The 24,063-nt window shown below is 57.4% G+C and carries 20 protein-coding genes and 1 pseudogene; 12 read left to right on the top strand and 9 right to left on the bottom strand.

Annotation, left to right across the window (positions count from 1 at the left end; all coding sequences use genetic code 11):
* Positions 1–45: 45 nt before the first annotated feature.
* The 3 genes and pseudogenes from ALO43_RS23685 to ALO43_RS32225 all read right to left on the bottom strand — a co-directional run.
* Positions 46–1,842, bottom strand: coding sequence for a methyl-accepting chemotaxis protein (locus ALO43_RS23685; RefSeq protein ID WP_054998165.1), 1,797 nt, complete (start codon positions 1,840–1,842; stop codon positions 46–48).
* 132 nt (positions 1,843–1,974) lie between these two features.
* Complete coding sequence (locus ALO43_RS32230; RefSeq protein WP_371906712.1) at positions 1,975–2,700, bottom strand: methyl-accepting chemotaxis protein; 726 nt, start codon at positions 2,698–2,700, stop codon at positions 1,975–1,977.
* Between the two features lie 132 nt (positions 2,701–2,832).
* Positions 2,833–3,117 (bottom strand): annotated as a pseudogene (locus tag ALO43_RS32225) (HAMP domain-containing protein); the annotation flags it as partial.
* Positions 3,118–3,797: 680 nt separating this feature from the next.
* On the opposite strand from ALO43_RS32225, the gene ALO43_RS23675 reads away from it, so the two are divergent.
* Positions 3,798–4,742 (top strand): DNA/RNA non-specific endonuclease, encoded by a 945-nt coding sequence (locus ALO43_RS23675; RefSeq protein ID WP_053480798.1) that lies wholly within the window; start codon positions 3,798–3,800, stop codon positions 4,740–4,742.
* A gap of 95 nt (positions 4,743–4,837) precedes the next feature.
* Here the strand turns inward: ALO43_RS23675 and ALO43_RS23670 are convergent, their stop codons facing one another.
* Positions 4,838–5,671: a DUF1206 domain-containing protein gene (locus tag ALO43_RS23670; protein WP_005893395.1), complete on the bottom strand. Its 834-nt coding sequence runs from the start codon at positions 5,669–5,671 to the stop codon at positions 4,838–4,840.
* A gap of 278 nt (positions 5,672–5,949) precedes the next feature.
* Here ALO43_RS23670 and ALO43_RS23665 point away from each other — a divergent pair, with 278 nt between their 5' ends.
* From ALO43_RS23665 to ALO43_RS23655, 3 genes are all read left to right on the top strand, one after another.
* Entirely contained in the window at positions 5,950–6,321 is a 372-nt protein-coding gene (locus tag ALO43_RS23665) for a hypothetical protein (RefSeq protein ID WP_054998163.1), read from the top strand.
* 2 nt (positions 6,322–6,323) lie between these two features.
* Positions 6,324–6,506: a DUF1289 domain-containing protein gene (locus ALO43_RS23660; protein ID WP_005893397.1), complete on the top strand. Its 183-nt coding sequence runs from the start codon at positions 6,324–6,326 to the stop codon at positions 6,504–6,506.
* 105 nt (positions 6,507–6,611) lie between these two features.
* On the top strand, positions 6,612–7,865 hold the full coding sequence (locus ALO43_RS23655; RefSeq protein WP_054998162.1) for an MFS transporter: 1,254 nt from the start codon (positions 6,612–6,614) through the stop codon (positions 7,863–7,865).
* Between the two features lie 6 nt (positions 7,866–7,871).
* On the opposite strand, the gene ALO43_RS23650 is transcribed toward ALO43_RS23655, so the two are convergent.
* Positions 7,872–8,621 (bottom strand): carbon-nitrogen hydrolase family protein, encoded by a 750-nt coding sequence (locus ALO43_RS23650; RefSeq protein WP_054998161.1) that lies wholly within the window; start codon positions 8,619–8,621, stop codon positions 7,872–7,874.
* A gap of 190 nt (positions 8,622–8,811) precedes the next feature.
* Between ALO43_RS23650 and ALO43_RS23645 the strand changes: the two genes are divergently transcribed.
* The 5 genes from ALO43_RS23645 (at position 8,812) to ALO43_RS23625 (ending at position 16,487) form a co-directional block, all read left to right on the top strand.
* Positions 8,812–9,348, top strand: a complete 537-nt coding sequence (locus ALO43_RS23645; protein ID WP_054998160.1) for a hypothetical protein — start codon at positions 8,812–8,814, stop codon at positions 9,346–9,348.
* Positions 9,349–9,682: 334 nt separating this feature from the next.
* Complete coding sequence (locus tag ALO43_RS23640; protein WP_054998172.1) at positions 9,683–10,984, top strand: Nramp family divalent metal transporter; 1,302 nt, start codon at positions 9,683–9,685, stop codon at positions 10,982–10,984.
* 226 nt (positions 10,985–11,210) lie between these two features.
* Positions 11,211–13,322 carry a TonB-dependent siderophore receptor gene (locus ALO43_RS23635; RefSeq protein ID WP_005893402.1) on the top strand — a complete coding sequence of 704 codons (2,112 nt, stop codon included), beginning with the start codon at positions 11,211–11,213 and terminating at the stop codon, positions 13,320–13,322.
* A gap of 52 nt (positions 13,323–13,374) precedes the next feature.
* On the top strand, positions 13,375–14,103 hold the full coding sequence (locus ALO43_RS23630; protein ID WP_005893403.1) for a DUF4198 domain-containing protein: 729 nt from the start codon (positions 13,375–13,377) through the stop codon (positions 14,101–14,103).
* Positions 14,104–14,546: 443 nt separating this feature from the next.
* On the top strand, positions 14,547–16,487 hold the full coding sequence (locus ALO43_RS23625) for a methyl-accepting chemotaxis protein (RefSeq protein WP_024671170.1): 1,941 nt from the start codon (positions 14,547–14,549) through the stop codon (positions 16,485–16,487).
* A 208-nt stretch (positions 16,488–16,695) separates the two neighbouring features.
* On the opposite strand, the gene ALO43_RS23620 is transcribed toward ALO43_RS23625, so the two are convergent.
* Positions 16,696–17,580, bottom strand: a complete 885-nt coding sequence (locus ALO43_RS23620) for a LysR family transcriptional regulator (RefSeq protein ID WP_005893405.1) — start codon at positions 17,578–17,580, stop codon at positions 16,696–16,698.
* A gap of 110 nt (positions 17,581–17,690) precedes the next feature.
* Between ALO43_RS23620 and ALO43_RS23615 the strand changes: the two genes are divergently transcribed.
* From ALO43_RS23615 to ALO43_RS23605, 3 genes are all read left to right on the top strand, one after another.
* Positions 17,691–18,566 (top strand): MBL fold metallo-hydrolase, encoded by an 876-nt coding sequence (locus ALO43_RS23615; protein WP_054998159.1) that lies wholly within the window; start codon positions 17,691–17,693, stop codon positions 18,564–18,566.
* Between the two features lie 117 nt (positions 18,567–18,683).
* A complete protein-coding gene (locus ALO43_RS23610) occupies positions 18,684–19,082 on the top strand; it encodes a hypothetical protein (RefSeq protein WP_053480794.1) in 399 nt (132 codons plus the stop codon).
* A 60-nt stretch (positions 19,083–19,142) separates the two neighbouring features.
* Positions 19,143–19,628 carry a GNAT family N-acetyltransferase gene (locus ALO43_RS23605; protein ID WP_054998158.1) on the top strand — a complete coding sequence of 162 codons (486 nt, stop codon included), beginning with the start codon at positions 19,143–19,145 and terminating at the stop codon, positions 19,626–19,628.
* Between the two features lie 72 nt (positions 19,629–19,700).
* Here ALO43_RS23605 and ALO43_RS31780 read toward each other — a convergent pair whose 3' ends face one another.
* The 3 genes from ALO43_RS31780 to ALO43_RS23595 are packed head-to-tail and all read right to left on the bottom strand — an operon-like array spanning position 19,701 to position 23,501.
* On the bottom strand, positions 19,701–19,826 hold the full coding sequence (locus ALO43_RS31780; protein WP_005617503.1) for a hypothetical protein: 126 nt from the start codon (positions 19,824–19,826) through the stop codon (positions 19,701–19,703).
* Between the two features lie 55 nt (positions 19,827–19,881).
* Positions 19,882–21,372, bottom strand: a complete 1,491-nt coding sequence (locus ALO43_RS23600; RefSeq protein ID WP_054998157.1) for a chemotaxis protein CheW — start codon at positions 21,370–21,372, stop codon at positions 19,882–19,884.
* Entirely contained in the window at positions 21,369–23,501 is a 2,133-nt protein-coding gene (locus tag ALO43_RS23595; protein WP_054998156.1) for a methyl-accepting chemotaxis protein, read from the bottom strand. Before ALO43_RS23595 ends, ALO43_RS23600 begins: the two co-directional genes overlap by 4 nt.
* Positions 23,502–24,063 lie beyond the last annotated feature (562 nt).

The following is a 24,063-nucleotide window of genomic DNA, read 5'->3' as shown; positions in this document are numbered from 1 at the left end:
CTGACGCAGGCCTGTCAGCCTCGCTGCCTTAGTTCTCCAGCAGCATTACTTGCCCAGCAACAGCGCTGCGTCGAAGCCCATCCGCAAGTTGCCCCAGTGGCGCCCTTCGAAAAAGAACGGCACATCTATTTCAGTCATGATCTCGCCGGTATCACGCAAATAGGTCTGTAACAGGAAGCGTTGCTTGTTGCCCGCCGCTCGCAGGCCTATCGGGTCGGAGAACATGCGTTTATTGCGGCACACCGGCAGGTCAACATCGCGATTGCCGGTCGGTTTCTGCGAGACCCAACTGTTATTGACCGGGCAATACCCCTTGCTGTCCACAATGAACGTTACCTTGCCGCCGCGGGTGCCCTTGGTCAGCTTGTCACACTCCTCCTGACAGACCTGCGCAAAACGCTCGGTGTAACCGGTGGTGTATTGCTTGGGGTCTGTTCCCGGGATCAGCTTGTAGCTCTGATCGAACAGGTTGACGCCCTGCTTGTGCAGCTCGGCCAGACGCACTTGCAGAATGTCACGGCATTGGCTGGCTCTGGTGATTGCCGCATCCAGCTCGCCATGCCCGAGCACGAATCGTCCCAGCAGGCTCTGAACCTGCTCGGCCACACCTGAAAGGTCACGAGTCGCAGTGGCTGAGTGTTGCATGCGCTGATCAATGGCCTGACTGTCAGAGTAAATCCGCGTTACCCGCTCATTTATGCCGGTGTTGGTGGCCGCAAACTGCTGGATATGCGCGGCGATGTCCGCCAGCTTGTCATTGGTGGATTCGAAATCGCCGATCATGCTCTCGAAGTGACCGGACGCGCGCTCCACCACCATCTGGGTTTCGCGTGCGCTGTGACTGATCTGAATGGTCTGCTCGTGGGTGGAGCTGACTTCCTGAAGCATCGCGTCGATGTTACGCGAGATGTCCTCGGTAGCCCGGCTTACATTCTGTGCCAGGGTACGCACCTCATCGGCCACCACGGCAAAGCCTCGCCCGCTCTCCCCGGCTCGCGCGGCCTCGATGGCCGCATTGAGTGCCAGCAGATTGGTCTGCGCCGAAATCTGCTGAATGAGCCCGACAATGGATTTGATACTGGATGAGCGCTCGTTCAGACCCGATACCAGCGAGCCAAACTCATTCAGGCTACTGGATATCTGGCTGATGTTGCCGGTCACCTCCAGTAGTTCGGCGTACGAGTCGCGAGCCATGCTCAGATTTTGCGCGGTGGTGCTGGAAATACCCTGAGTCTGCTGCGAGACGTCCTTGATACTGCCCACCGCCATGTTGCTCTGGTCCATGACTTCTCTGGCAAAACGTGCTTGGTCAGTAGCGCTGTCGCTGGAGTCACTGATGTTTTTCAGCGAGCGTGCAGACTCGACCGCAATTTGCACGGTCAGCCCCTGGATACTGCTGATGACCTCGCGCTGCTTGGCCAGAAAGCGGTTGCAGGTACTCGCCAGCACCCGAATTTCGTCATGAGTGAGCAACGGCAGGTCTTTGGACAGGTCCCCCTCACCGCTGGCGACCTCTTCGAGCGCGCGAGTCATGGACATGACCGGACGCACGATCAGGTGACGAAAGTACCAGACCATGAAACTGACCATGACCAGCGTGAATAGCGTGCTCAGCAGAATTGCGTTGCTCAGCACGTCAAGCTGGCTCTGGACCTTGCCCAATGCCGCAGCGTCCATTGGAGTGCTGCGCAGTTGCAGCATGATGTCGGAGCGAATGTTCAGCGCCACCCAATACAGCAGGGCGCTGACCAGGACCAGCAGAAAGAGGCTTGAGAGCTTCTTGGTCAGTGTGTCGAAAAACTGCTTTTCAACTGACTCGTACAAAGCCTTTAGCGTCTGCATCGTGTTGCTCCTGGGGTGAAAGGTGATTCTCGTGCGATGGTTAACGTCAGTCGGTGGCAAAGCTTTAATGCATGACTCGCCAGTCACACAGTTCGCGGCACCTGAGGCGCCGCTGATCCGGAGTATTTAGTCTCAAAGTTGAAAGCGGTCAACCGATTGCGAGAGCTGCCCGGCCATCGCTGACAGCTCATCTGTGGTGCTGGCGGTCTGGACGATGATTCGGCTGTTGCCCTCGGACATGCTGGCAATCATCTCCACCTGATGGGCGATTTCGTTGCTGGCCAGGCTCTGTTCGCCAATTGTGCGGGTGATGTCATTCACCAGTTGAGTCGTGCTCAGCGTGGCATCGAGGATATCGCTGATCGCGCGTTCTACTTCGGCGGTGACGGCCATGCCCTTGTCAACCTGAGCGACACCGGCTTCCATGCTGGTCACCGCCTCGCGGGTACTCTGCTGAATGCGCGCGACCATCGTGGTGATTTCCTGAGTAGAAGCGCTGGTGCGTCCCGCCAGGCTGCGCACCTCGTCGGCCACCACGGCAAACCCCCGGCCTTGCTCACCGGCACGCGCCGCTTCGATGGCCGCGTTGAGCGCCAGCAGATTGGTCTGATCGGCAATGCCCTTGATGACCTGAATAATATTGAAGATCCCCTCCGAATCCTTGTCCAGCGTGCGAATGACCTGCGCGGACTGTTGCGCGGAGCGGGCAATACTGTCCATGTCATTGACCACCTGATGAATCACCCGACCGCCGTTCTTGGCCAGGGCTTCGGCCTGACTGGCCATTTCCAGAGCTTGCCCGGCATGCCGGGTGATTTCCTCGATGCTGGCGGTCATCTCGCTGGTCGCTGCCGACATGGTGCCCGCTGCAGAGCTTTGCTGCCGACTGCTATCGGCCACGTCATGACAACCGCTGCTGAGTTGGCGGCTCATGCCGCTGACGCCATGCGCATTGGTACGAACCACTTCAATCATGCCGCGCAGATCGCGCTGCATGATTGCCAGGCTACGAATCAACATGCTGGCTTCGTCACGGCTGCGCGGCTCGGCGATGGGTTCGCTGAGGTTGCCGCGAGCAATGCTGTCGGCGATACGGCTGGCCGATGCCAGAGGGATCATGATGCTGCGAGTCACCCAGTGCCCTTGCACGATCAGCAGTAAAAGGCTGACCGCAAGCACCACCACCAAGGTGAAATTGGCACTGAGGATCGCCTGCCGGGTCCCCTCGCCGCTGGCTTTGGAATTGTCTTCGATCAAGTCGCTGAGCGTCGACATCCGCTCCTCCAGTTGAGTGAAGGCGCTGCTGAACGTGCCAAGCTCCTGCTGTGCGCGGTCCGGGCTGTCGAGGGCGAGGCCGACAATGCGCTCACCTGCAACGATATAGGCGTCGAGGCTTGGTTTGAGGCTGTTCAATTCTGCCCTGATGACAGCGGAGATCGGCAACTCGAGATTTTCGCCTACCGCTTTACGAAATTGCGCAGCATGTTCGGCGAGAGAGGCCTGCACCTCGTTGCGGGTGCTGCTGCTTTTGCCCAGGCCGACCAGCATCGCTGACAGCACATCGGAGCGCAGCGCGTCGTGCATCATGTCGGCTTGCAGGTGATTGCCCAGCGCCGCCATGCTGACTTCGCTGTCAAGCATTGCAGTCTCGGTGCGGGTATTGCCCAGGTAATTGACCAGACTGATGACCAGGACGGTCAGAACACTGGTGCCTATAAGCAAGAACAGACGTAGTTTTATCGACATCCTGAAGCCTCTGCGGTTAATGAATAACACGAGCTGCGGATTGCTCTTATCAAGAGCTTATCGACGCACATGGCCTGTAACTTAAGCCTGTTTAAGGACTTTTAATGAATCAGCGTAATGGTGCGTCTGATGGTCTTACCTGACGCAGGCCTGTAACGCGGCTATGGTGAACTGTGACTCAATTCACGCCCATCGCAGGAGCAAGCACCGTGCCTGACAAGAAGATCGCTATCGACCTCAACTATCGACCCCGTCTTGCCGACCTCAAGCCACTGACCTCAACTGCGCGATTGCTTGAGCCACAGGCGCTTGCCGCAGCTCGTACAACGCCGGCAAGCGAATTGAAAAAGCGCAAGGGTTACGCCGACAACTTTCTCGGCGATTTCGTCGTGCCGTGGCCTGCTGCGGACGAAGAGCTGGCGCCTGATGTCTATCCGCTGGGCAACACCGGCAACCGCCTCGATTACACGCACTTCTCCATTACCATGTCGCGCAGTCGACGCCTGGCACTGTATGTGGGCGTCAATATTGATGGGGCCAACAGCGTAGAGGTCAAACGCAGCAAGGATACCTGGTCTTTGGATGGCCGCCTGCCCGCCGAGGCGCAGATCGGCGAAAGCCTGTATGCCGACAACTTGCTGGATCGCGGCCATCTGGTCAGACGTCAGGACCCTAACTGGGGCAAGGAAGCCGAGGTGGCCAACAGCGATACGTTCCACTTCACCAACTGCTCGCCGCAGATGGGCGCGTTCAATCAAAAGACCTGGCTGGAGCTTGAGGACTACATCCTCGATAACACCAAGCGCTGGAAATCCAGGGTAACGGTATTTACCGGCCCGGTACTGCGCGATGACGATCGCAGCTACCGGAACATCATGATTCCGTCGGCGTTCTGGAAAGTTGTGGCGTTTCTGGGCGATGACGGCAAGCCTTCAGCCAGCGCTTACATGATCAATCAGAGCAGCGAGCTGGGTAAGCTGGACATCGTGTTTGGCCCGCTCAGAACCTGGCAACGCAGCGTCGCGCAGATCGAGCAACTCACCGGCATACGCTTTGGCGACCTGTCCAGTTACGACGGCTTCTCCAACGAGGAGCGCCTGACCGGGACACGCATCGAGGCGCAGATCCGCGGGCCACAGGACATTCGGGTCTAGCACGTTACACAAGCCATCGACTTCAGACCGTTCTTGCGCAGATAAAAAAGGGCTGCCTGACACAGGTGTCAGGCAGCCCTTTAATTTACAGGCAATCAGCGAAAATGACGCGCCACGGCCTCCGGCGCGTCGGGTACGTCCATATTGATCTTGCGCCAGGCGGCCTGGGCAAAGCTGTACACCGAAAAAGCGATCAAACCGAGAGCCACGACAAGCAGCACCAAGCCACCTGCTGGCAGGTCCTGCAAGCCATTCAGCGCGTCCTTCATGCCCGGCGGATGCATCGCCTGATAGCTGGAGCCGCTGACAGCCAGTAACACGGCAATCTCGATGAATGCCACGCCGCGAGCGATCAGGCCAAAGCGAGACACCGGACGGACATACTTCATGACATCTTCGTCAGCCTCGAAGTACTTCTCGAAAGACGCTTTGTAACCCTTGATGATATGCACGATGCCCAGTGCCAAGGGCACCAGCGCAACGACATAGACCAGCAGGTTGGAATGATCCCACGACAGAATCGAGGCCAGCAGGTCCTTGGTCTGGCTGCCACCCGAGCCGCCTGAGCTTTTCAGCCCGCTGATCAGAAGACCGAGCGCGAAGAACGCCAGTGCGCCATACGTGAAGCCGCCCACCAGCAGGCCGCCCCGGATGACCAACCCCTTGAGCTCCCGACCATGATGGTCCACATCCTGCGTGGCCTGCAGCACTCGCCAGGCGGCAAAGGCGAGAAGACCGACGATCACCAGACTGACAAGCACATTTCCGAATGGCTGACTCAACAACGCCTCAAGGCTGCTGTGACTGTCAGCAGGCTGAGAAGAACCTTGAGCGGCCAGAACGGCGAACAGCCCGATAATCAGATACACCACACCACGAGCGGCATAACCACCTCTTGCAAGCAAAATCAGTCCACGTTGCGCCGACATAAATACAGATCCCTGAAAGTAATTACAGGAACAGACCCGGCACGTTCTCAGGGGTTCGACTCAATTGACGGCGTGCAGCCAAGCACATGCTTGCGCAGTGTTCAGGTTCCCGCCAGCTCTCGCACCTACTGCGGATTACCGTGCATAGAGCAGCGAATAATTCCTCTCCGCTGCCTGAAAGCAACCAGGCATCACTTGTAAAATGCACTGTTTTTGGACCGCGCCAACAATTCAGGTATCGTGCGCAGCCATCCACCTGCCACTACCAGAGGCCCCAGATGCCCTCAAGCAAACGCGAGCAGGCCCACACTGAGCGCAAGCTTGTCACGGCGCTGACGCAGGCTTGTGAAACCGCCAAGTCTGAAATGCCCGGCTTTTGCTGGCTGACACACGAAGTCGACTACGCAGCCTTTCCCTCCAGCCTGCAGGTGGTTTGGGTGTTCGATACGCTGGCCGACAAAAATGCGGCGCTGAGCCATGCTCTGGACAAGCGAATGATCGAACTGACCGGCGAGGCGTTTGCCGAAGCACAGCTGAGCGTTGCGAAAGTGTCAGCGCATGTGCATGTCGACTCTGAAGAAGAGTGCATTCGCGACAACGGCGGTGATTGGCAGCAGCGCATTCGGCGCAAGTACACCAGGCGAGGTTGATCATGGCGAAGGACATCGAAAACCCGTGCATTTCAGTCTGCCAGCTCAGTGGCGACCTGTGCGTCAGTTGTGGGCGCACCAAGGATGACATTCGCAAATGGAAACGTATGAAACGCCCGGAGAAAATGGCGGCGGTACAACGCGCTAGCCAACGCATGAAGAGCTTGCAAAAAAAGAGCATTTAAAAACGAAAGTTTCATCTTGGTCGGGAAACTTCTCCAAAACGGTTTATGTCAGTATCCACCGTGACTCGGTTGCCTGGAGTCTGACGAATTACGGGAATAGAGCTATTGACCAGCCATGCCGATCGCCGCAACACCCTTTCACTGGACAGCCTGAATTTTTTCCTCGCTGATGTGCGCGATGGTTTGGGCCCTTACCTGGCGATTTACCTGCTTGCGGTTCACAAATGGGACCCGGCAAGTATTGGTGTGGTGATGACCATCGCAGGCATTGCGGGGCTGCTGACCCAGACACCGGCAGGTGCGCTGATCGACCGCACGCCCTACAAGCGAGCAATGATCGGCGTCGCGGCACTGCTGGTGACGCTGAGCTGCCTGATCTTGCCTTTCACCTCATCGTTTACCCTGGTTGCCCTGACTCAGGCCCTGAGCAGCGTTGCCGCATCAGTGTTCGCACCCGCCATCGCCGCCATTTCGTTGGGCATCACCGGACCAAAAGCGTTTACCCGACGCACCGGGCGCAATGAAACCTTCAATCATGCGGGCAACGCCTGCGCAGCCTTGCTGGCCGGTGGCTTCGCCTACCTGTTCGGCCCGATTGCAGTGTTTTATCTGATGGCCGCGATGGCGCTGGCCAGCGTCGTCGCGATCAGTTTTGTCTCTGCCGACGCGATAGACCATGACGTTGCCCGAGGCTTCGATGCCAGTCACGACACCAGTGGTCATCACGCCTCCGGACTTTCCGCCCTGTTGAGCAATAAACCGCTGCTGATGTTTGGCATCTGCTGCGCGCTGTTCCACCTGGCGAACGCAGCGATGCTGCCACTGGTTAGCCAGAAACTCTCGCAGATCAACATGCAGATGGCGACACCGCTGACATCAGCCTGCATCGTTGCCGCGCAACTGGTCATGGTTCCAGCAGCACTGCTGGTAGGTATGAAAGCGGACGTCTGGGGGCGCAAGCCGCTATTGCTGGCCGGCTTTTTGTTTCTTCCGATTCGGGGGGTTCTCTACACCTTCTCCGATGATCCGTACTGGCTGGTGGCAGTGCAAATGCTCGACGGAATCGGTGCAGGCCTGTTCGGCGCCTTGTTCCCGTTGATGGTCAAGGACCTGACCCAGGGCAGCGGACGCTTCAACGTGAGCCTTGGGGCGCTGTCGACCCTGTTCGGGCTGGGCGCGGCGCTGAGCAACAGCCTGGCCGGATTCGTCGTGCATATGGCTGGCTACAGCGCAGCGTTTTTGACCTTGGCAGGTGTAGCAGCCGTTGCGTTCTGTCTGCTGCTGGTGGCAGTGCCCGAGACGCTTTCACGGCCCCGACACACGCCGGCTCCGAAACCTGATCAGGCATTGAGTACGTAATCTGAGTTATTCCCACATCACCCCTCTCACCTGCCAGCCTTCGTGCTGGCAGGTCGCAATGACCAAACCGCTCCCGGCCCCGTCCATCCCTCCAACCCAACGCCCTGTTTCGTCCCACAAACCACTGCGTCCCGCCGACTGCCAACCGCCCGTAGGCCCGCCGTGATTGGCCATCAGCACCGGTAACCGGTGACGCTGGGCATGCCCGGCGAGCAACTCTGCATCATGTGCGTAGCCGCCTGGCGAAATCAGCACGCTTGCGGCGTACAGCCATGCACCGCCGTCCGAGATACGTTGCACATGTTCAGAATGACTGAAGTCGGCACACACGCACAGGCCAATTCGGTGCTGATCGAGGTGCAGATAGCAATCTTCGCTGCCGGGACTGAAGACCGCATCTTCTCCGGGATGCAGGTATTGCTTAGCGTAGCTAATGACATCGCCATGGGTGGTGAACGTCAGCGCGCCAATTTCGATGCGGCCATCGGGTCCTTTTAGGGGTACGCCAACCGTGGTCACCAGTTGCAATTGCATGGCCAGCGCGCGAATCGGGTCCAGGCATGCATCGTCGGGTGAAAGCGCCAGTTCGCGGGCGAGATCAGGCTCGTAGCCAGTCAGCGACAACTCAGGAAACAGCAGGTAGTGCGCGCCCAAGTCAGCGGCACGCTGCATGAACGCCAGATGTCCGGCGAGATTGTGCTTGAACTCGCCTCTGAGTGAACAGAATTGCGCAGCAGCCAGTGTCGGTGAAGTCATTTAATTGTCCATAGGCCATTGAGTTCGGTGGGGCGTGAATCACTTGGGGTTTGATGACGTCCGCCTGAATACCGTTCAATATGAAGACTGCGCCAACCATCATTCTGACTAGCGCAGTGCTGCCGAATGAGCGGGCGAACTGCTAATCTTGCGGGGTGCTGATCCGGCACCTTACTGAGTTATTCCGATCATGGCTGATCAATCTTCTTTCTCGCGATACAACATCCATTTCGCAACATTGCTATTGAGTAGCCTGGCATTTTCGCAGGCACAGGCTGCGGTCGAGGTTACTTCGGGCGGGGCGGTGTCTCAAGACAGGATCGCGGCAATCCATGCAGAAAGCGTCGGTCACTCTTTACGCAATACCGACATGACTGTGAGCGATTTGCAGGAACTGCAGCGCAACTCAAAGCGCAACGCTGATGAGATTGCGAGTTTGAAACAGACCATCAATGCACAGGCAAAATTGATCGAAGAGTTCAAACGCGGCGCAGGCAGTCAGTCGCTCGGCAACGCGAGTGATACATCAGCGTTGAAGAGCAAAATCGACGAACAGAACAACAAAATCGAAAAGCTGGAAAGTCAGATAAGCACCCTGAAACGCAGTTCCGAATCCGGCGCCAATGCCAATGATGTAAGCAACCTCAAACGCGAGATCAGCAGCACGCAAAGTGACCTTAAGTCGCTGAAAAGTACAGTCGACAGTCTGAGCAACCGTATCAAATAACGGCATCACTCGATGAAAAGTGAGCGACACCAAAGCTGTTTTCGCTCACCCCCGTGTTTTTTACATTGCGCCACTCTTCATAGGGCACATGGCTCGTACTGCGGGCAGTACGAGCCACAAACAGTGTCTGAGGCCAAGCCTGGTCGTACTTTTCTTTGCGCGAGACTGATGATGCGTTGGTCTTGTGCGAAGCCAATGAACACCAACACCGTCCCCACACCCGTAAAACGTTTTTACACATAGTTACATTTGAATCTCCACGCCAGTTGTACGACGTCTTATCTTGCTCATGAGTGAGTGAAGTCTCAATACAATAACAATGGAGATCAAACGCATGTCCGGCCCCCCTACGCTTGAAGAAAAGGCGGCACCTGCAGCCGAACCCCGTCTCAAAAAGCTTGCCAAAATGCTCGGCCCCGGGATCATCGCAGTGCTCTCCTGGCTGGGCGCCGGGGACCTCATCACGTCATCCGTGGCAGGTTCCAGTTATGGCTACGCCATGATGTGGGTGCTGGCGATATCCTTGCTGCTCAGGTTCCTGATCGTCAACATCATCGCCCGTTTTCAGCTGTGTAATAACCAGGGCATGACCATTCTGCAGGGCTATGCGCAGCTTCACCCGCTCTTTGCCTGGTTCATGCTCGGCTACGCGTTATTGATGGGGCATTTGATCAACGCCTACATGATCAAGGGCGCGGGTGAAGCACTGGCGATGCTGTTGCACATCAATCAGCCGCTGCTTTGCTCGGTCGCGGTGGTGCTCGCCGTGTGGCTACTGGTCGGTCGCAATATCTACACGATGATCGAAGGCGTCATGAAAGTGCTGCTGGCAATCATGACTCTGGCGTTTCTGACTCTGGCGATCATGTCTGGTCCGGATGTCACCGGCATCATCAAAGGCACGATCGGTTTCAGCATTCCGCCCGACGAAGGCGTACATGGCGCACTGCTCGTAGCCGTGTCAGTAATCGGTGCGGTGGCCGGCTCCATCGCCAACTTCGTCCATCCTTATGTCATGCGCGAAAAAGGCTGGACGGGGCCGCAACACAAGCGCATGCAGCGCAACGATCTGCTGTTTGCGGTGATCGTCGGTATCGTCATCAACCTGGCCATCTGGGTGGTAGGCGTTGAAATTCTGCGACCCAACGGCATTCAGGTGAATACCCTCGCCGACCTGGGCAAGGCGTTGGAGATATTCTTCGGCCCGTTGGGCTGGTACATCTTTTTCATCGGCGTGTTTGCCACGCTGTTTGCCAGTATTTCCGGCAAGACCACCGCCTTCCCGATGCTGATCACCGACGCCTTCCAGCACATCAGCCCAAAGCGCCGCGAACGCTATGGCAAGGTCTTCCACAACGACCCGATGCACAAATGGTTCATGCTGTTCATTCTGGTTACTCCACTGATCTGGTCGCTGCCCGGCATGCCCGACTTCGTGACGCTGACGCTGGGCGTCAACGCGCTGAACATCATTGGCTTGCCGATCATCTCGCTCGGGCTGCTGATCATGTCCAATCAAAAGTCGCTGTTGAGCAAGGAATACCGCAATAACTGGTTCGAGAACATCGCACTGACCTTCGCCACCGGGCTGGCGTTGTGGGTGGCGTTTCAGTTGGGCACGGAGTTGATGGCGTAAGCCGGCAAACGCTGGATTTCCGCTGAGTACCCCATCCCCAAGTCCATTCCCGCCCATAGGAATGGACGCCGTTCAACGATCAAACCGTCGCCCCAACTCCAAACGTTGCCCTCACACATCCAGCAACCTGCTGATCGAAGGGACTGCAACACTTCGCCTGCCAACAAACAGAAATAATTCTCAACGGAGATGTTATATTGTATCTATAACTATCAGGAAGTATCACATGTCGTCTCGTAGAATCGCGTCTCTGGCAGGCTTTGCAATCGGGGTGTTGGGCAGTAATGGCTATGCGGAGGAGCAGCCAAAGGCCATCGAGCTGGAGAGCGTCAACGTCACCTCCGATTATCAGTACGAAACCGCCACCGGCCCGGTAAAGGGTTATCGCGCCACCCGTTCGGCCACCGCCACCAAGACCGACACAGCCCTCCAGGACATCCCGCAGTCGATCAGCGTGGTGCCCGCTTCGGTACTCAAGGATCTTGGCAGCAACAGTGTCGAACGTGCGCTGGAGTTTGCCGGAGGCGTGTCAAAGCAAAACAACTTCGGCGGCCTGACCCTCTACGAATACAGCATCCGCGGCTTCACCACTTCCGAGTTCTACAAGGACGGTTTCAGTGCCAACCGGGGCTACCCTGCCACGCCGGACGCGGCGAATATCGAGCGTATCGAGGTGCTGAAAGGCCCGGCAGCCAGCCTGTATGGGCGTGGTGACCCGGGCGGGACGGTCAATATCGTTACCAAGAAGCCTCAGCGCGAAGCGTTCACTACGCTGCAAACCAGTGCGGGCAGTTGGGATCGCTATCGCACCGCACTGGACGTCAATACGCCGCTGGACGAAGAAGGCAAACTGCTTTCTCGGGTCAATCTCGCCGTCGAAGACAACAACAGCTTTCGTGACCATGTAGAAAGCAAACGGGTCTTTGTTGCGCCCTCCATCAGTTGGCAGCTGAACCCCGACACCAGCCTGCTGGTGGAAACCGAATTCGTGCGGCAAAAATCGACGTTCGACCGGGGAGTGGTCGCCCCCAACAACAAGTGGAGTGGCGTGTCCCGCTCGACCTTCCTGGGTGAACCGGACGACGATATCGACAATGACAACAACATGGTCCAGTTTGCGCTGGACCATCAGCTCAATGATGTCTGGTCGTTGCGCCTGGCCAGTCACTACAAGCAAGGCGAGATGTCGGGCTTTGCCAGTGAAGCGCGCCCTCTCAACCCTGATGGCCGCACCGTCAACCGCCGCTATCGCGAGCGCGACAATAACTGGCATGACAGCATCACCCAACTGGAACTGCATGGCCATTTCGACGCACTCGGTCTGGAGCACGAAGTGCTGATCGGTACCGAATACGAGAACTACCGCAAGAACGAGCGAGTCACGAACATTGGCGGTAGCGCCTACGCCATCGACATCTATAACCCGGTGTATGGCCAGCCCAAACCAAACGGCGTGCGCTCCGGTACGGATTTCTACGAACACATTGAAAGCCGTGCGCTGAACCTGCAGGACCAGATTGTCTTTACCGACAAGCTGCGCGGCATGATCGGCGCGCGCTACGAGCACTTCGACCAACAGGTCGATGACTTCATCACCAAAACCAACCCCGACCAGCGTCACGATGCATTCACCCAACGCGCCGGGCTGCTTTACCAGCTCACTCCGCAGGTGGGCGTATTCGCCAACGCGTCCACGTCATTCAAGCCCAATAATGGTCTGGACGCAGCCAGCAAGACCTTCGATCCGGAGGAAGGCGTCGGTTACGAAGCCGGGATCAAGAGTGAGCTGTTTGACAACCGTCTGAGCACCACCCTCGCCGCTTTCCATATCGAAAAGGAAAACGTTCTGGCGCTGGACCCGGGCACCGACACCAACCGCGCCGTGGGCAAGGCCCGCAGCCAGGGTTTTGACCTGCAATTCACCGGGCAGGTCAGCGAAGCCATTCGTGTGATCGGCGCGTTTGCCTACATCGATGCTGAAGTGACCAAGGGTGACCGAGCCATACCCACAGGCAGTCGTATCCTCGGCGTGGCCAAACACAGCGGCAGCCTGTTGAGCGTCTACGAGTTTCAGGAAGGCCTGTTGCGTGGCTCGGACATAGGCGCAGCGTACACCTACGTCGGCGACCGCTCAGGCCAGTCGGGTACAGGCTTCGAGCTGCCTGCCTATCAGACCGTCGACTTGCTCGCTCATTACAAAGCCAGCGACAACGTTACGGTGGGTCTGAACCTGAACAACATCTTCGACGAAAAATACTACGAGCGCTCTTTCAGCAATTACTGGGTTGCTCCCGGCGAACCGCGTAATTTCACGGTCAGCCTGACACTTGGCCTCTGACGCTGATAACAATCGATTAACAACAGACGACCCACAACAACAAGGATGCACCATGCTTTCAACAAAACCTTTTCTGGCCTTGGGCCTGCTCGGTGCGCTGTTTGCCACGCACGTCAGCGCACATGGCCTGTGGACCGAGCAACGCCGCGGCAATATCGAAGTGGTCTACGGTCATGGCGCGGAAGACAACGCCTTCAAGGCACAGAAAGTCAGCGGCGCTTGGGCATTTGACCGTCAGGGCAAGATGATCCCGGTGACCGTGCAACGCCTCGAAGACCAAGCTCGGTTAGTGCCGCTCAAGCCGCCTGCAGTCATGTCCGTGGCGCTGGATAACGGTATGTGGACGCGCGACGCCGAGAAAAAATGGATCAACGAAGGGCGCAGCAAAGTGCCCAACGGTACCGACTCGATTCATACGTTCAAATACAGCGTCGCCATCTATGAAGAAGGTGCGCACCTGCCATCGTTCAACAAACTGAATTTTGTGATCGTGCCGCAGGCTGATCCATTGAAAGTCGGTGTGGGCAAACCATTACCGGTGCGTGTACTGATCGACGGCAAGCCCGCCGCCGGTATCAAACTGATCGGCGACTACCGCAGTGCGCCAGGCGTGATCAGCAGCGAAACGGATGCTCAGGGCATGGCCAATGTGATCGTACGCAACGAAGGGCTGAATATCATCGCCGCCGAGGTAACACTGCCCGTCAAGGACAATGCAGATATCGCCGAGCGTGGCCTGTTTACCTCACTGACCTTTGTCGGCGAGGCGCATCACGACTGACCCTCGCTGAAACGAAAAACGCCTGCCCTGGGCGTTTTCCGCCTGATGACAAGCGATACATGGACGCCTGCCCTGTATCGCACTCTCCCTCCATATTCCCTCCGATAAAGAACGTTTCCAGAAACCTCCGGACTCTGCATTTCCTTTCGTCCAAACGACACCAACTGCCTGTTGCCGGGTGATTCTGATCAATCTCGGTGCGCAGGCGGAACCGTGTTTCCAGATGTTTGACGGACGGGCCTGTAACGCATCAATACTCGCCATATTTATGCGTGAGCGACAGTGCATGTCCATTAACGCCATGCTGCCTAAAGGTCGACAACAATAAGCCGTTGGCTTCTTGGTAGACCATAAGACCACGCTCCAGGTATTGGCCTGAGGCGACAGACTGCAAACATGCAGCGCCCGACACGTGCGGCAGTAATGAACACTCCGGAGCTCATATGAACATCAAGCAAAAATTGACAGGGGCGTTCGCAGTCATTGCGTGTTTGCCCATAGTGGTAGTGGCCGCCATCGTTGTAGTGAACTTGCGCGGCAAGGCGACAAGCGATTTCGTCGACAGCAGCGGACGGGAAATTCGCCAGGTCGACAATGCCATGCAGTTGTTTTTCGATGGGATCGCACAGAACGTCAATTACATTTCAGCGCACCCGTTGATCGCCGGGGCGGGCGATGATTTTCGTAGTTATACGGGCGCCGCCCCTACCCCGCAATCGGACAATGACAAGCAGGCAACCGAACTCTTTGCCAACATTGCCAAGGCTCATCCCGCCTACGCTTATATTTCTTACGGCTTGGTCAACGGCAGCTACATCATGACGCCGGAAGACCCGAAAATGAGCAACTACGACCCGCGCGTGAGGCCTTGGTACAAGACCGCCATGGCAAACCCAGGCAAAACCGTGCGCAGCGATGCGTATTACTGGGCCAACGACGATGCCACATTGGTCAGCACCATCAGGGCGATTCCCAACAAGCTGGGCAACCCAGGCGGTGTAGTCAACATTGACGTATCGCTCAAGCAACTGACCAACATCGTCAAGCAGATGAAGCTCGGTGATAGTGGCTACGTGATGCTTATGGAAAAAAGCGGCACGGTACTGGTCGACCCCAAACAGCCAGAGCACAACTTCAAGAAGCTGGGTGAACTGGGTGACGGTTTCGCCGAGCTGGCAAAGACCGACCGGGGCCTAGTTGAAGTGACGCTCAATGGCGAGCGTTACATGGCTAACGTGTACCCTTCCGAACAACTGGGGTGGGACTTCATTGGTCTGATCAGGCAGGACGAAGTGATGGCCTCGGCCACCCGCCTGACCTGGCTGATTGGCATTATCGCTGCGGTGCTGGCGTTGGTTTTCGCGATTGTCGGGGCAAGCTTCGCCCGCGTCATCGTGCGTCCGATACACAGCGTTTCCACTGGCCTGGAAGGTATTGCCGGCGGCGAAGGCGACCTGACTCAAAACCTTGTCGTTCGCGGCAACGATGAAACCGCGCAACTGGCAGGCTGGTTCAACAAGTTCCTGACTGCGATTCGAGGCCTGATCCAGCATATAGGTCAGGCAGCCGGAAAGATTCTCGAGGCGTCGCACAGCTCCACTCGCGTTTCCAACGACATGGCCGAGGCCGCCGGACGCCAGCGCGAAGCCGTGGACATGGTGTCGACTGCGTTTCATGAAATGGTTGCCACCTCCAACGAGGTTGCACGCTCATGCAGTCAGGCGGCCGACTCTGCCGACAGCGGCCAGCAGCAGGCCCGCGAAGGTCAGCGGCAGATTGATGACGCGGTGCGCAGTGTCGACCAATTGAGCGAAGAGCTTGCCCGCTCGGCCAAAGAGATGACGCAACTGGAGAAGGACAGCACCGGAATCCAGTCGATCCTGAACACCATTCGCTCGATTGCCGAACAGACCAACCTGCTGGCCCTGAACGCTGCCATCGAAGCTGCCCGCGCAGGTGAGCAGGGTCGTGGTTTTGCCGTGGTAGCCGACGAGGTTCGTGCGCTGGCTAAACGTACTGCCGATTCGACCGCCGAAATCGACAGCCTGCTGGGCAATCTGGCCAAAGGTACGGCGTCCGTCGCACAACAGATGCACGCGAGTCTTGGCGTTTCTCATCAGTCGGTCACCAAGATCGGCCAGGCACGCAGCAGCTTTGGCCAGATTCGCGAGTCGGTGGATGTGATTCGCGACATGAACACCCAGATTGCAACCGCAGCCGAAGAGCAGCATCAGGTAGCAGAAGATATCAATCGGCACATCAGTCAGATCCACGGCGATGCGCAGCTGATCGCCGACCTTTCGGACGCGGCCCGCGCCGACTCCAGAAGTCTGGAGACGCTGTCCAGCGAACTGGACAGTCTGGTGCACAAGTTCAAGACTTGAGGCCTGCAACTCTTGAACATGCGACGCAGTGCGGGTCTTTGACGCAGAGCGTCACTAACGGCATTCCCACGCTGGAGCGTAGGGAACGATAACTGCACTATCGTGCGATAGCCTGAGCGTACTGCACGATAACCGTAACTATCGTGCGACGCTCTGCGTCGACATGCCGTTCCGGACGCTCCGCGTCAGCTCCCGAGCAGGCGGCGTATCATTCGCTCGCAAACCATTCGGCCAGAAAATCCAGCATTGTGCGCAAGGTTGCAGACTGGTGATGCCGTGAGGTGTAGATCGCATGTATCCCCAGCGCACGGGGCTGGTAGCCGGGCATCAGCGCAACCAGCTTGCCGCTGGCAATCAGTGGCGCTGCAGAATGCACTGGCTGCAAGGTGATACCGGCACCTGCTACTGCGGCTTCCAGCAAAACCACTGAATCGTTGGCGCTGAGGTTGCCGCCCACCGGCACACTGAGTGGCGATTTTCCATGAGTAAATTCCCACAGGCTTTTGCCGAAGTAGGAATAGGTCAGACAGTTGTGCGCAGCCAGCTCCTGAGGCCTGGACGGCGTACCGCGCAAAGCGAGATACGCTGGCGAAGCACAGACAATCGAATAGCACTGCCCCAGCGGACGGGCGATCACGTTAGGGTCCAGTTGATTAGTGATGCGGATCGCCAGATCGATACGCTCGCTGACCAGATCCACAGCCTCATTGCCGATCAGGAAATCGACCGAAGTGCCGGAATAACGTTGCAAATAGGCCGTCACCGCGGTTGCCAGAACTGCCTGCGCCAGTGACTGCGAACAGGCGATACGCAGCATGCCGCGTGGCTCATCAACTTGCGTATCAGCAGCCAGCGGCACTGCATCAGCCATCTCGACAAGCTGCTGGCAACGCAACAAAGTCACTTGTCCGGGCGCAGTCAGGCCGAGTTTACGCGTTGTACGGTGCAGCAATCGCGCGCCCGCCCAAGTCTCCATTTGCGCCAGATACCGAGTAACCATGGCCCGCGACATGTCCAATGCCTCGGCGGCAGCAATAAGGCTGCCTCGCTCGTTGATGGCAATGAACACACGCGCGGCAGTGATGCGATCCATTATTCGTCCGGTTCAAGCAATCAATAATTGCCGATACTGAGGCTTTTGTTTCGTTTCAAGCAACCTAAGATAGTCGCTTCAGCCCTGCCTCGTGAAAGGTTGCCTCCCCTATGCTGCGTATTTCCCTGCTCGCCCTATCGCTCTCCGCCCTGCTGCCCATTGCCGCCCAGGCCGCCACCCCATTGGTGATCGACGTCTACAATCCGGCAGAAAAAGCCGTATTCCCGGTGTCATCCGAACTGGTTACCGGCGAACACGATGCAGTGCTGATCGACGCACAATTTCAGCGCAACGATGCTCAGGCGCTGGTAGAGAAGATCAAGGCCAGCGGCAAGAAGCTCACCACTGTCTACATCAGCCACAGTGACCCCGATTACTATTTTGGTCTGGACGTCATACAAGCGGCTTTCCCGGATGCAAAGATTGTCGCCAGCGCGCCCACCGTCAAAGCGATCAAGGCGTCGATGCAAGGCAAACTCGCGTACTGGAGCCCTATTCTCAAAGACAACGCGCCTGAGAAACTGGTACTGCCGGAGGTGCTCGAGGGTGATCACCTGAGCCTCGAAGGGCGTTCGCTGGAAATCAAAGGTTTGACAGGCCCGGCACCGGAGCGCAGCTACGTATGGATTCCATCGCTCAAGGCCGTCGTCGGTGGCGTCGTGGTGTCCAGCGGCATTCACGTCTGGGTAGCTGACACGCAGAGCCCGAAGTCCCGGCAGGACTGGCTCGCCACACTCAAGGGCATCGAGGCATTGAAGCCGGCCACGGTGATTCCAGGCCATTACCTGGGGCAGATTCCTCAAGGCACCAAGGCCGTTGCCTTTACCGCCGACTACCTCAAATCCTTTGAAAAACAAGCCGCCAAAGCCAAGGACTCCGCAGCCTTGATCGATGCGATGCAGAAAGCCTGGCCACAACTGGCCGAGCCGAGCTCGCTGGAACTGAGTGCCAAGGTCATCAAAGGCGAGATGAAATGGCCTAACTGATCTGGCAAAGGCAAAGCCTTCACCGCTGCGTGATACCTGAGGCGAGCTTGCGGAATACGCAGTGAAATCGCTGCACGGGTATGGTCAGACGCACACCTCAGTGGCTATGCTGCGTCGATGAATGCGCCTGCCAAGATCCGTAACCCCTGCCCGCCCGGCGCTTGCGACTGCAAGCGCGAACGGCTGGACACAGAGGATGCCGACCTGCGGATTCTGCTACTGACACGCGAGGCCGAAAAAAGTCTTATAGAGCGTCTGGAACGCATCGAAAGTCTGGAAGACCTTGAGCACATGCAGCGCAAGATTTTCGAGCAACTGGGCGTGCGCGTCGAGATCGCCCCCGGTTTCAATGAAGTACGCACCATGCGCGGTATCAGCATTGCCGTCGAAGAGAAGATCGGGCTCTGTCGCAAGGCCCGCCAGTCGATCCCCGCTGCCATCCGCCGCGCCCTTGAGGCACGCCCTCAAATCGCCTACCAATTGCTCAATGCCAACGACCTGCTGCGCGACGCCTGACTATCGAGCGGCTGACAACTGCAGCTATCATGCGGCGCCCATCAGCCAAGGAATCCCTGCGTGCCTCTCGAAATTCGCCCTGCCACTGTCGCCGACGTCGATCAGATTCTAGCCTTCATCACCGAACTTGCGATCTACGAACGCGCCGGGCATGAAGTCAAGGCCAGCGCCAAAGACATTCAAAAGTCCCTGTTTGCCGACGACGCCCCTGCGAGCGCACTGATGTGCCTGTACGACGGCACACCGATTGGCTACGCCGTGTATTTCTACAGCTATTCCACCTGGCTGGGGCGTAACGGAGTGTATCTGGAAGACCTTTACGTCACCCCTGAACAGCGCGGCGTCGGCGCCGGACGCGAACTGCTTCGGCATATTGCTCGCGAAGCAGTGGCCAACGACTGCGGCCGTCTGGAATGGAGCGTGCTGGACTGGAACGAGCCGGCTATCCGGTTTTACGAAGCGATCGGTGCAGAATCGCAAAGCGAATGGGTGCGCTACCGGATGGAAGGCGCCAGTCTGCTGGATTTCGCCAACGGCGGCGAATGAATCATAAGGCCCTCAAACGACAACGCCCGACCTGAAAAGGCCGGGCGTTCTGGTGATAGCACCTTGAGTCGGTCAGCAGACCCCAGGCGGAATGCCGTCCTTGTTGAAGTCCTTCAGGCGTTCCTTTTCTTCCGGCGTTGAATGCGCTGGTACGTCACTGGCCGGTTCTGGTTTTTTCTCGTCTTTTTTCTCGGTCATGGCTGGATACTCCGTGTGTGGGTATTTCAGTAAGGCCACACGCGATGCATTCGGTTCAGACTGATTGCACATCCGCCCGGCGCTGCGGGAGGCCGCATTCCAGTTGCCTGGCCAGCCCCTGCAAGTCGAGCAGGGTCGCTCGCCAACTGCGCTCCTGGCTACCGACACTGACCAGCGAACGCACCCGATCATTCACTGAAATGCCCTTGCCGTTGCTGGCTTGCCAGCCTTGGTCCAGCATGGACGGATCGAATTGGTTGAAGGCGTCGATCGCGTCGACTCGGCTCACAGCGAAACCAAAACACAGGCGATCGCCGCGCACGATCAGTACACGCGACGCTTCGCATTGAGGCTGTGCGCCCTCCCCGAGCAGACTGCTGAGGCAGATCAGCGGCACTTGCTCGCCACGCAGGTTGAACTGACCAATCAGATGAGTCTCGGGTTGCAGCAGACCAATCAACTGCGTAGGCACGCCCATGATTTCTACAATCTGGCTCAGTGGCGCCACAAAGCGCGTCGGCGCGTCAAACAGCAGGCACGCATGACGCAGCATGGCCTTGGTCACATCGTGTGAAGCCTGAGCGGGCTTGACGTCATGCTGGTAGACCTGAGTGTAACTCTTGATTTCCGGGCGCTGTAACAGCATCGGGTGATCGAGCAACAGGGCTTGCCGGCCCTCCTCCAGGTTCATCACCCCGGCGAACAGCTCCGGGTGCGGCAGGCCGTAGGCAGGTGCTGCCAACAGACTGTCCGGGTCCTGGCGCTGGATAGCGACCATGCGGTCATAACCAAAACCGCACACCCGGCCATCCGCAGCGGTCAGCAATAACAATTGCGGCTTGGTGGTCTGGCGCCGATGATCCAGTCCCAGCACTTCAGACAGGTCAAGCGCAGGAACCTTGGTGCCGCGTACTGAAGTGACGCCGAAGCAGCAGTCGCTGGGGAAATCCGATGGAGAAATCTCTGGGTTATCGACCAGTTCAGTCACAACGCTGGCATCGATGCAGAAGTTACGCTCATCGCACTCGAACACCAGATAATGCAGCAGACGACTTTTGGCAGCCTGGGCCTGCTCAGTGCGCACCTGAGCGCTCGGGTCGGAGGCAAACAGCACGCCGGGCAGACGAGTCAGCGCATCGAGATCCAGCTTATAGACCATTCGCGCTTCGTCGGCGTCCAGCAGCACCGATGGCAGCAGACCGGGCCGGGCGCCATCGGAGCCCAGAGGGCTGAACTGCGAATCCCGGGCCTTGAGAATGTCGCAAACCGCGTCAATTGCCAGCCCCAGATACCCCCCGTTGTATTTAAGAATCGCCACCAGCGGCGTCGGCGGTGAAGCCTCGGTACCCTGTGCAAGCTCGCCACGCAAGTCTACAAGTGGCACCGGCTTGCCACGCAAGGTGAAAACCCCCAGCAACGCACCTCGGGTCAGCGGGTGCGGCTGCAGATTTTCCGGCCAGTGCACGGCTTCCATCAGAGCGTCAGCAACCACTGCGAGGTAGACGCCGTTGATCTGCACGACCCCATAGGCGATCAGGCTGCTCATGCAGGCTGTCCGACCGATACCTTATCCAGCGTTTCGGTGTACCCGTTCAGGTTGGCGTTGTGCAACTCAGTGATCAATGCTTCGACTTGTTGCGCCGACAATCGCTGTTTATCGGTCGCAGTGTTGATCCCGTCAATGGCCTGCGTGGTCTGCATAACGCCTTCCACGATGTGCTCGAAGGCTTCACCGGCGGACTGCGATATCTCGTTGCCTGACTCGATCCGACTAACCGTTTCAAGAATCAGCTTATTGATTTCCTTGGTGGCCCGAGAGGACTTCTCGGCCAGCTTGCGTACCTCATCGGCAACCACCGAGAACCCGAGGCCATGCTCGCCGGCTCTGGCAGCCTCAATGGCGGCGTTGAACGCCAGCATGTTGGTCTGGCTGGCGATTTCGCTGATCACCTGGATGATGTCTTGGATGCCTTCGGCCGACTTGGCGATCATGCTCATCGCATCAGACGCCTTGACCAGAGTCTGCGAGCCACGAGAGGCTTGCTCACGGGTCAGCCGGGCCAGCTCTGTGGCAGTGTCAGTGCTTTGCGCAACGTAGGAAATTGCCGCCATCAGCGTCTTGACCGACTCGCGCATGGCAAGAGTCTTGGCTTCGATGGCTTTCTCCATCTCGACCTGACGAGTGATATCAGTAGCGAACTTCACGACTTTGAATGGTATGCCGTCGTGATCGAAGATCGGGCTGTAAGTGGCCTGAATCCAGATCTGCTGACCATATTTGCTGACCCGCATAAAGCGTCCCGAATAGAACTCGCCCTGCCCCAGGCCGTGCCAGAACTCACGGTATTCGGTACCGCGTACGTATTCTTCGTCGCAGAAGATCCTATGGTGCTGGCCTTTGATTTCCAGCATTCCGTAACCCAGCGCTTTCAGAAAATTGGCGTTGGCAGCCAGGATATTACCGGCCATATCGAACTCGATGACCGCCTGAGCACGATCAATCGCATTGACCTTGCCTTTGTCCTCAACGCTGGTCTCCTTGGCCTCGGTCACGTCGAGTGCAAACTTGACGATTTTGTAGGGCTTGCCCTGCGCATCGAAGATCGGGTTGTAGGTCGCCTGAATCCAGATTTCCTTGCCATCCTTGCGTAGGCGCTTGTACTCGTTGGCGTCGTATTCGCCACGGCCCAGTTTTTCCCATAGCTCACGGTATTGCAGGCTGCTGACGAACTCCTCGGAGCAGAACATGCGGTGATGCTGCCCGACGACTTCATCAAGCTCGTAACCGAACACAGAGAGGAAGTTGCGGTTGGCGTTAAGCACCTTACCGGCCAGGTCGAACTCGATCACTGCCTGAGAGCGCTCGATCGCCGTGACCTTGCCCGCAAACTCCGCCTGACGTGCACGACTTTCAGTCACGTCGTTGGCAAATTTGACGACCTTGTACGGACGCCCGTCAGGATCGAAAATCGGGTTATAGGTGGCGCTGATCCACAGTTCACGACCGTTCTTGCCGATACGTTTGTATTCGCCGGAATCGTATTCTCCGCGCTCCAGTTTGGCCCAGAACGCACGATAGGCCGGGCTGTTCAGGTAGTCTTCGTCACAGAACATGCGGTGGTGCTGGCCCTGAATTTCATCAAGGCGATAACCCAGCACTTTGAGGAAGTTTTCATTGGCATGCAGCACCCGACCGTTTAGGTCGAACTCAATGACGCCCTGAGAGCGATCGATGGCGGCAACCTTGCCTTCGTATTCGGCGTTAGCCTTGCGCTGCTGAGTCACGTCAGTGGCGAATTTCACCACTTTGAAAGGGTTGCCTTGCTCATCGAAAACCGGATTGTAAGTTGCCTGCAGCCATATCTCGCGACCATTCTTGCCGAGTCGCTTGTATTGCCCTTCGTCGAAATTGCCCTTGCCAAGTTTCTCCCAGAACGTCGAATACTCGACGCTGGACGCATGTTCGGGCGTACAGAACATACGGTGGTGCCGACCCTCGACTTCTTCCAGCCGATACCCCACACACTCCAGAAAATTGCTGTTGGCCCGCAGAATATTACCTCCGAGATCGAACTCGATCATCGCCTGTGACCTGTCAATGGCGGTCATCAGCGAGTGAAGGTCCAGCTGTACCCCGGCTCTGTCCCTGGAGATGCTTTCTATTAAGGTCGACATGTGAAAATACTCTGCGGGTAAACATCTATGGATGTTGTTGGGGTTTAACTTCGGTTTACGCCGCCTGGCCCCACGCACCTGTGTAGGTGGACTGTGGCGCCTTGCAATAAAACCAGATAATCGTCTTTCTCAATGTCCGCCATAGCGCTGACCATCAAAAAATCAGGGCAAGGTTCAGATACCGACATCGTGCAACAAGCAGGCAGCCTGCTTCAGCGATCTCGCAAGCCACTATTTGGCCACTGCCTGATACGTCCTATTCAACCTGCCGGATCACCGGTCGGGCATAAATCCTGGGGCGCTCACCCACACACAGTAATTGCCCCTCGTGTTCAGGAATAAAACCAGATGACGAGAAGCACCGCACCGGTCCACCCCAGCGTGAGCAAAAATGAAAGTCCAGCGAGACGCGGGTCCATGAGACTCCTGTTCCAGAAGGCTTGGGCAAGCAGAGCGCTGCATATATAGGTGTATATCGGCCGTATCACCGATAAATAAATTAATTTCCGCATTTTTAAACAGTATCAGGACGTTCGAGATGCGCCAGATCAACCCGCCCAAC

Source organism: Pseudomonas tremae (genome assembly GCF_001401155.1).
GTDB lineage: Bacteria > Pseudomonadota > Gammaproteobacteria > Pseudomonadales > Pseudomonadaceae > Aquipseudomonas > Aquipseudomonas tremae.
The sequence above is the reverse complement of the archived record's forward strand: the minus strand, read 5'-3'. Positions and strand labels throughout refer to the sequence as shown.

What these genes read in the sequence shown, in the direction of transcription:
- ALO43_RS23635 (WP_005893402.1), top strand. Translation starts at nt 11,211, where the DNA reads ATGTCGTCTCGTAGAATCGCGTCTCTGGCAGGCTTTGCAATCGGGGTG.
- ALO43_RS23670 (WP_005893395.1), bottom strand. Translation starts at nt 5,671, where the DNA reads ATGTCGGCGCAACGTGGACTGATTTTGCTTGCAAGAGGTGGTTATGCC.
- ALO43_RS23650 (WP_054998161.1), bottom strand. Translation starts at nt 8,621, where the DNA reads ATGACTTCACCGACACTGGCTGCTGCGCAATTCTGTTCACTCAGAGGC.
- ALO43_RS23615 (WP_054998159.1), top strand. Translation starts at nt 17,691, where the DNA reads ATGCTGCGTATTTCCCTGCTCGCCCTATCGCTCTCCGCCCTGCTGCCC.
- ALO43_RS23685 (WP_054998165.1), bottom strand. Translation starts at nt 1,842, where the DNA reads ATGCAGACGCTAAAGGCTTTGTACGAGTCAGTTGAAAAGCAGTTTTTC.
- ALO43_RS31780 (WP_005617503.1), bottom strand. Translation starts at nt 19,826, where the DNA reads ATGACCGAGAAAAAAGACGAGAAAAAACCAGAACCGGCCAGTGACGTA.
- ALO43_RS23625 (WP_024671170.1), top strand. Translation starts at nt 14,547, where the DNA reads ATGAACATCAAGCAAAAATTGACAGGGGCGTTCGCAGTCATTGCGTGT.
- ALO43_RS23595 (WP_054998156.1), bottom strand. Translation starts at nt 23,501, where the DNA reads ATGTCGACCTTAATAGAAAGCATCTCCAGGGACAGAGCCGGGGTACAG.
- ALO43_RS23640 (WP_054998172.1), top strand. Translation starts at nt 9,683, where the DNA reads ATGTCCGGCCCCCCTACGCTTGAAGAAAAGGCGGCACCTGCAGCCGAA.
- ALO43_RS23620 (WP_005893405.1), bottom strand. Translation starts at nt 17,580, where the DNA reads ATGGATCGCATCACTGCCGCGCGTGTGTTCATTGCCATCAACGAGCGA.
- ALO43_RS23610 (WP_053480794.1), top strand. Translation starts at nt 18,684, where the DNA reads ATGAATGCGCCTGCCAAGATCCGTAACCCCTGCCCGCCCGGCGCTTGC.
- ALO43_RS32230 (WP_371906712.1), bottom strand. Translation starts at nt 2,700, where the DNA reads ATGTCGGCAGCGACCAGCGAGATGACCGCCAGCATCGAGGAAATCACC.
- ALO43_RS23660 (WP_005893397.1), top strand. Translation starts at nt 6,324, where the DNA reads ATGGCGAAGGACATCGAAAACCCGTGCATTTCAGTCTGCCAGCTCAGT.
- ALO43_RS23600 (WP_054998157.1), bottom strand. Translation starts at nt 21,372, where the DNA reads ATGAGCAGCCTGATCGCCTATGGGGTCGTGCAGATCAACGGCGTCTAC.
- ALO43_RS23665 (WP_054998163.1), top strand. Translation starts at nt 5,950, where the DNA reads ATGCCCTCAAGCAAACGCGAGCAGGCCCACACTGAGCGCAAGCTTGTC.
- ALO43_RS23630 (WP_005893403.1), top strand. Translation starts at nt 13,375, where the DNA reads ATGCTTTCAACAAAACCTTTTCTGGCCTTGGGCCTGCTCGGTGCGCTG.
- ALO43_RS23645 (WP_054998160.1), top strand. Translation starts at nt 8,812, where the DNA reads ATGGCTGATCAATCTTCTTTCTCGCGATACAACATCCATTTCGCAACA.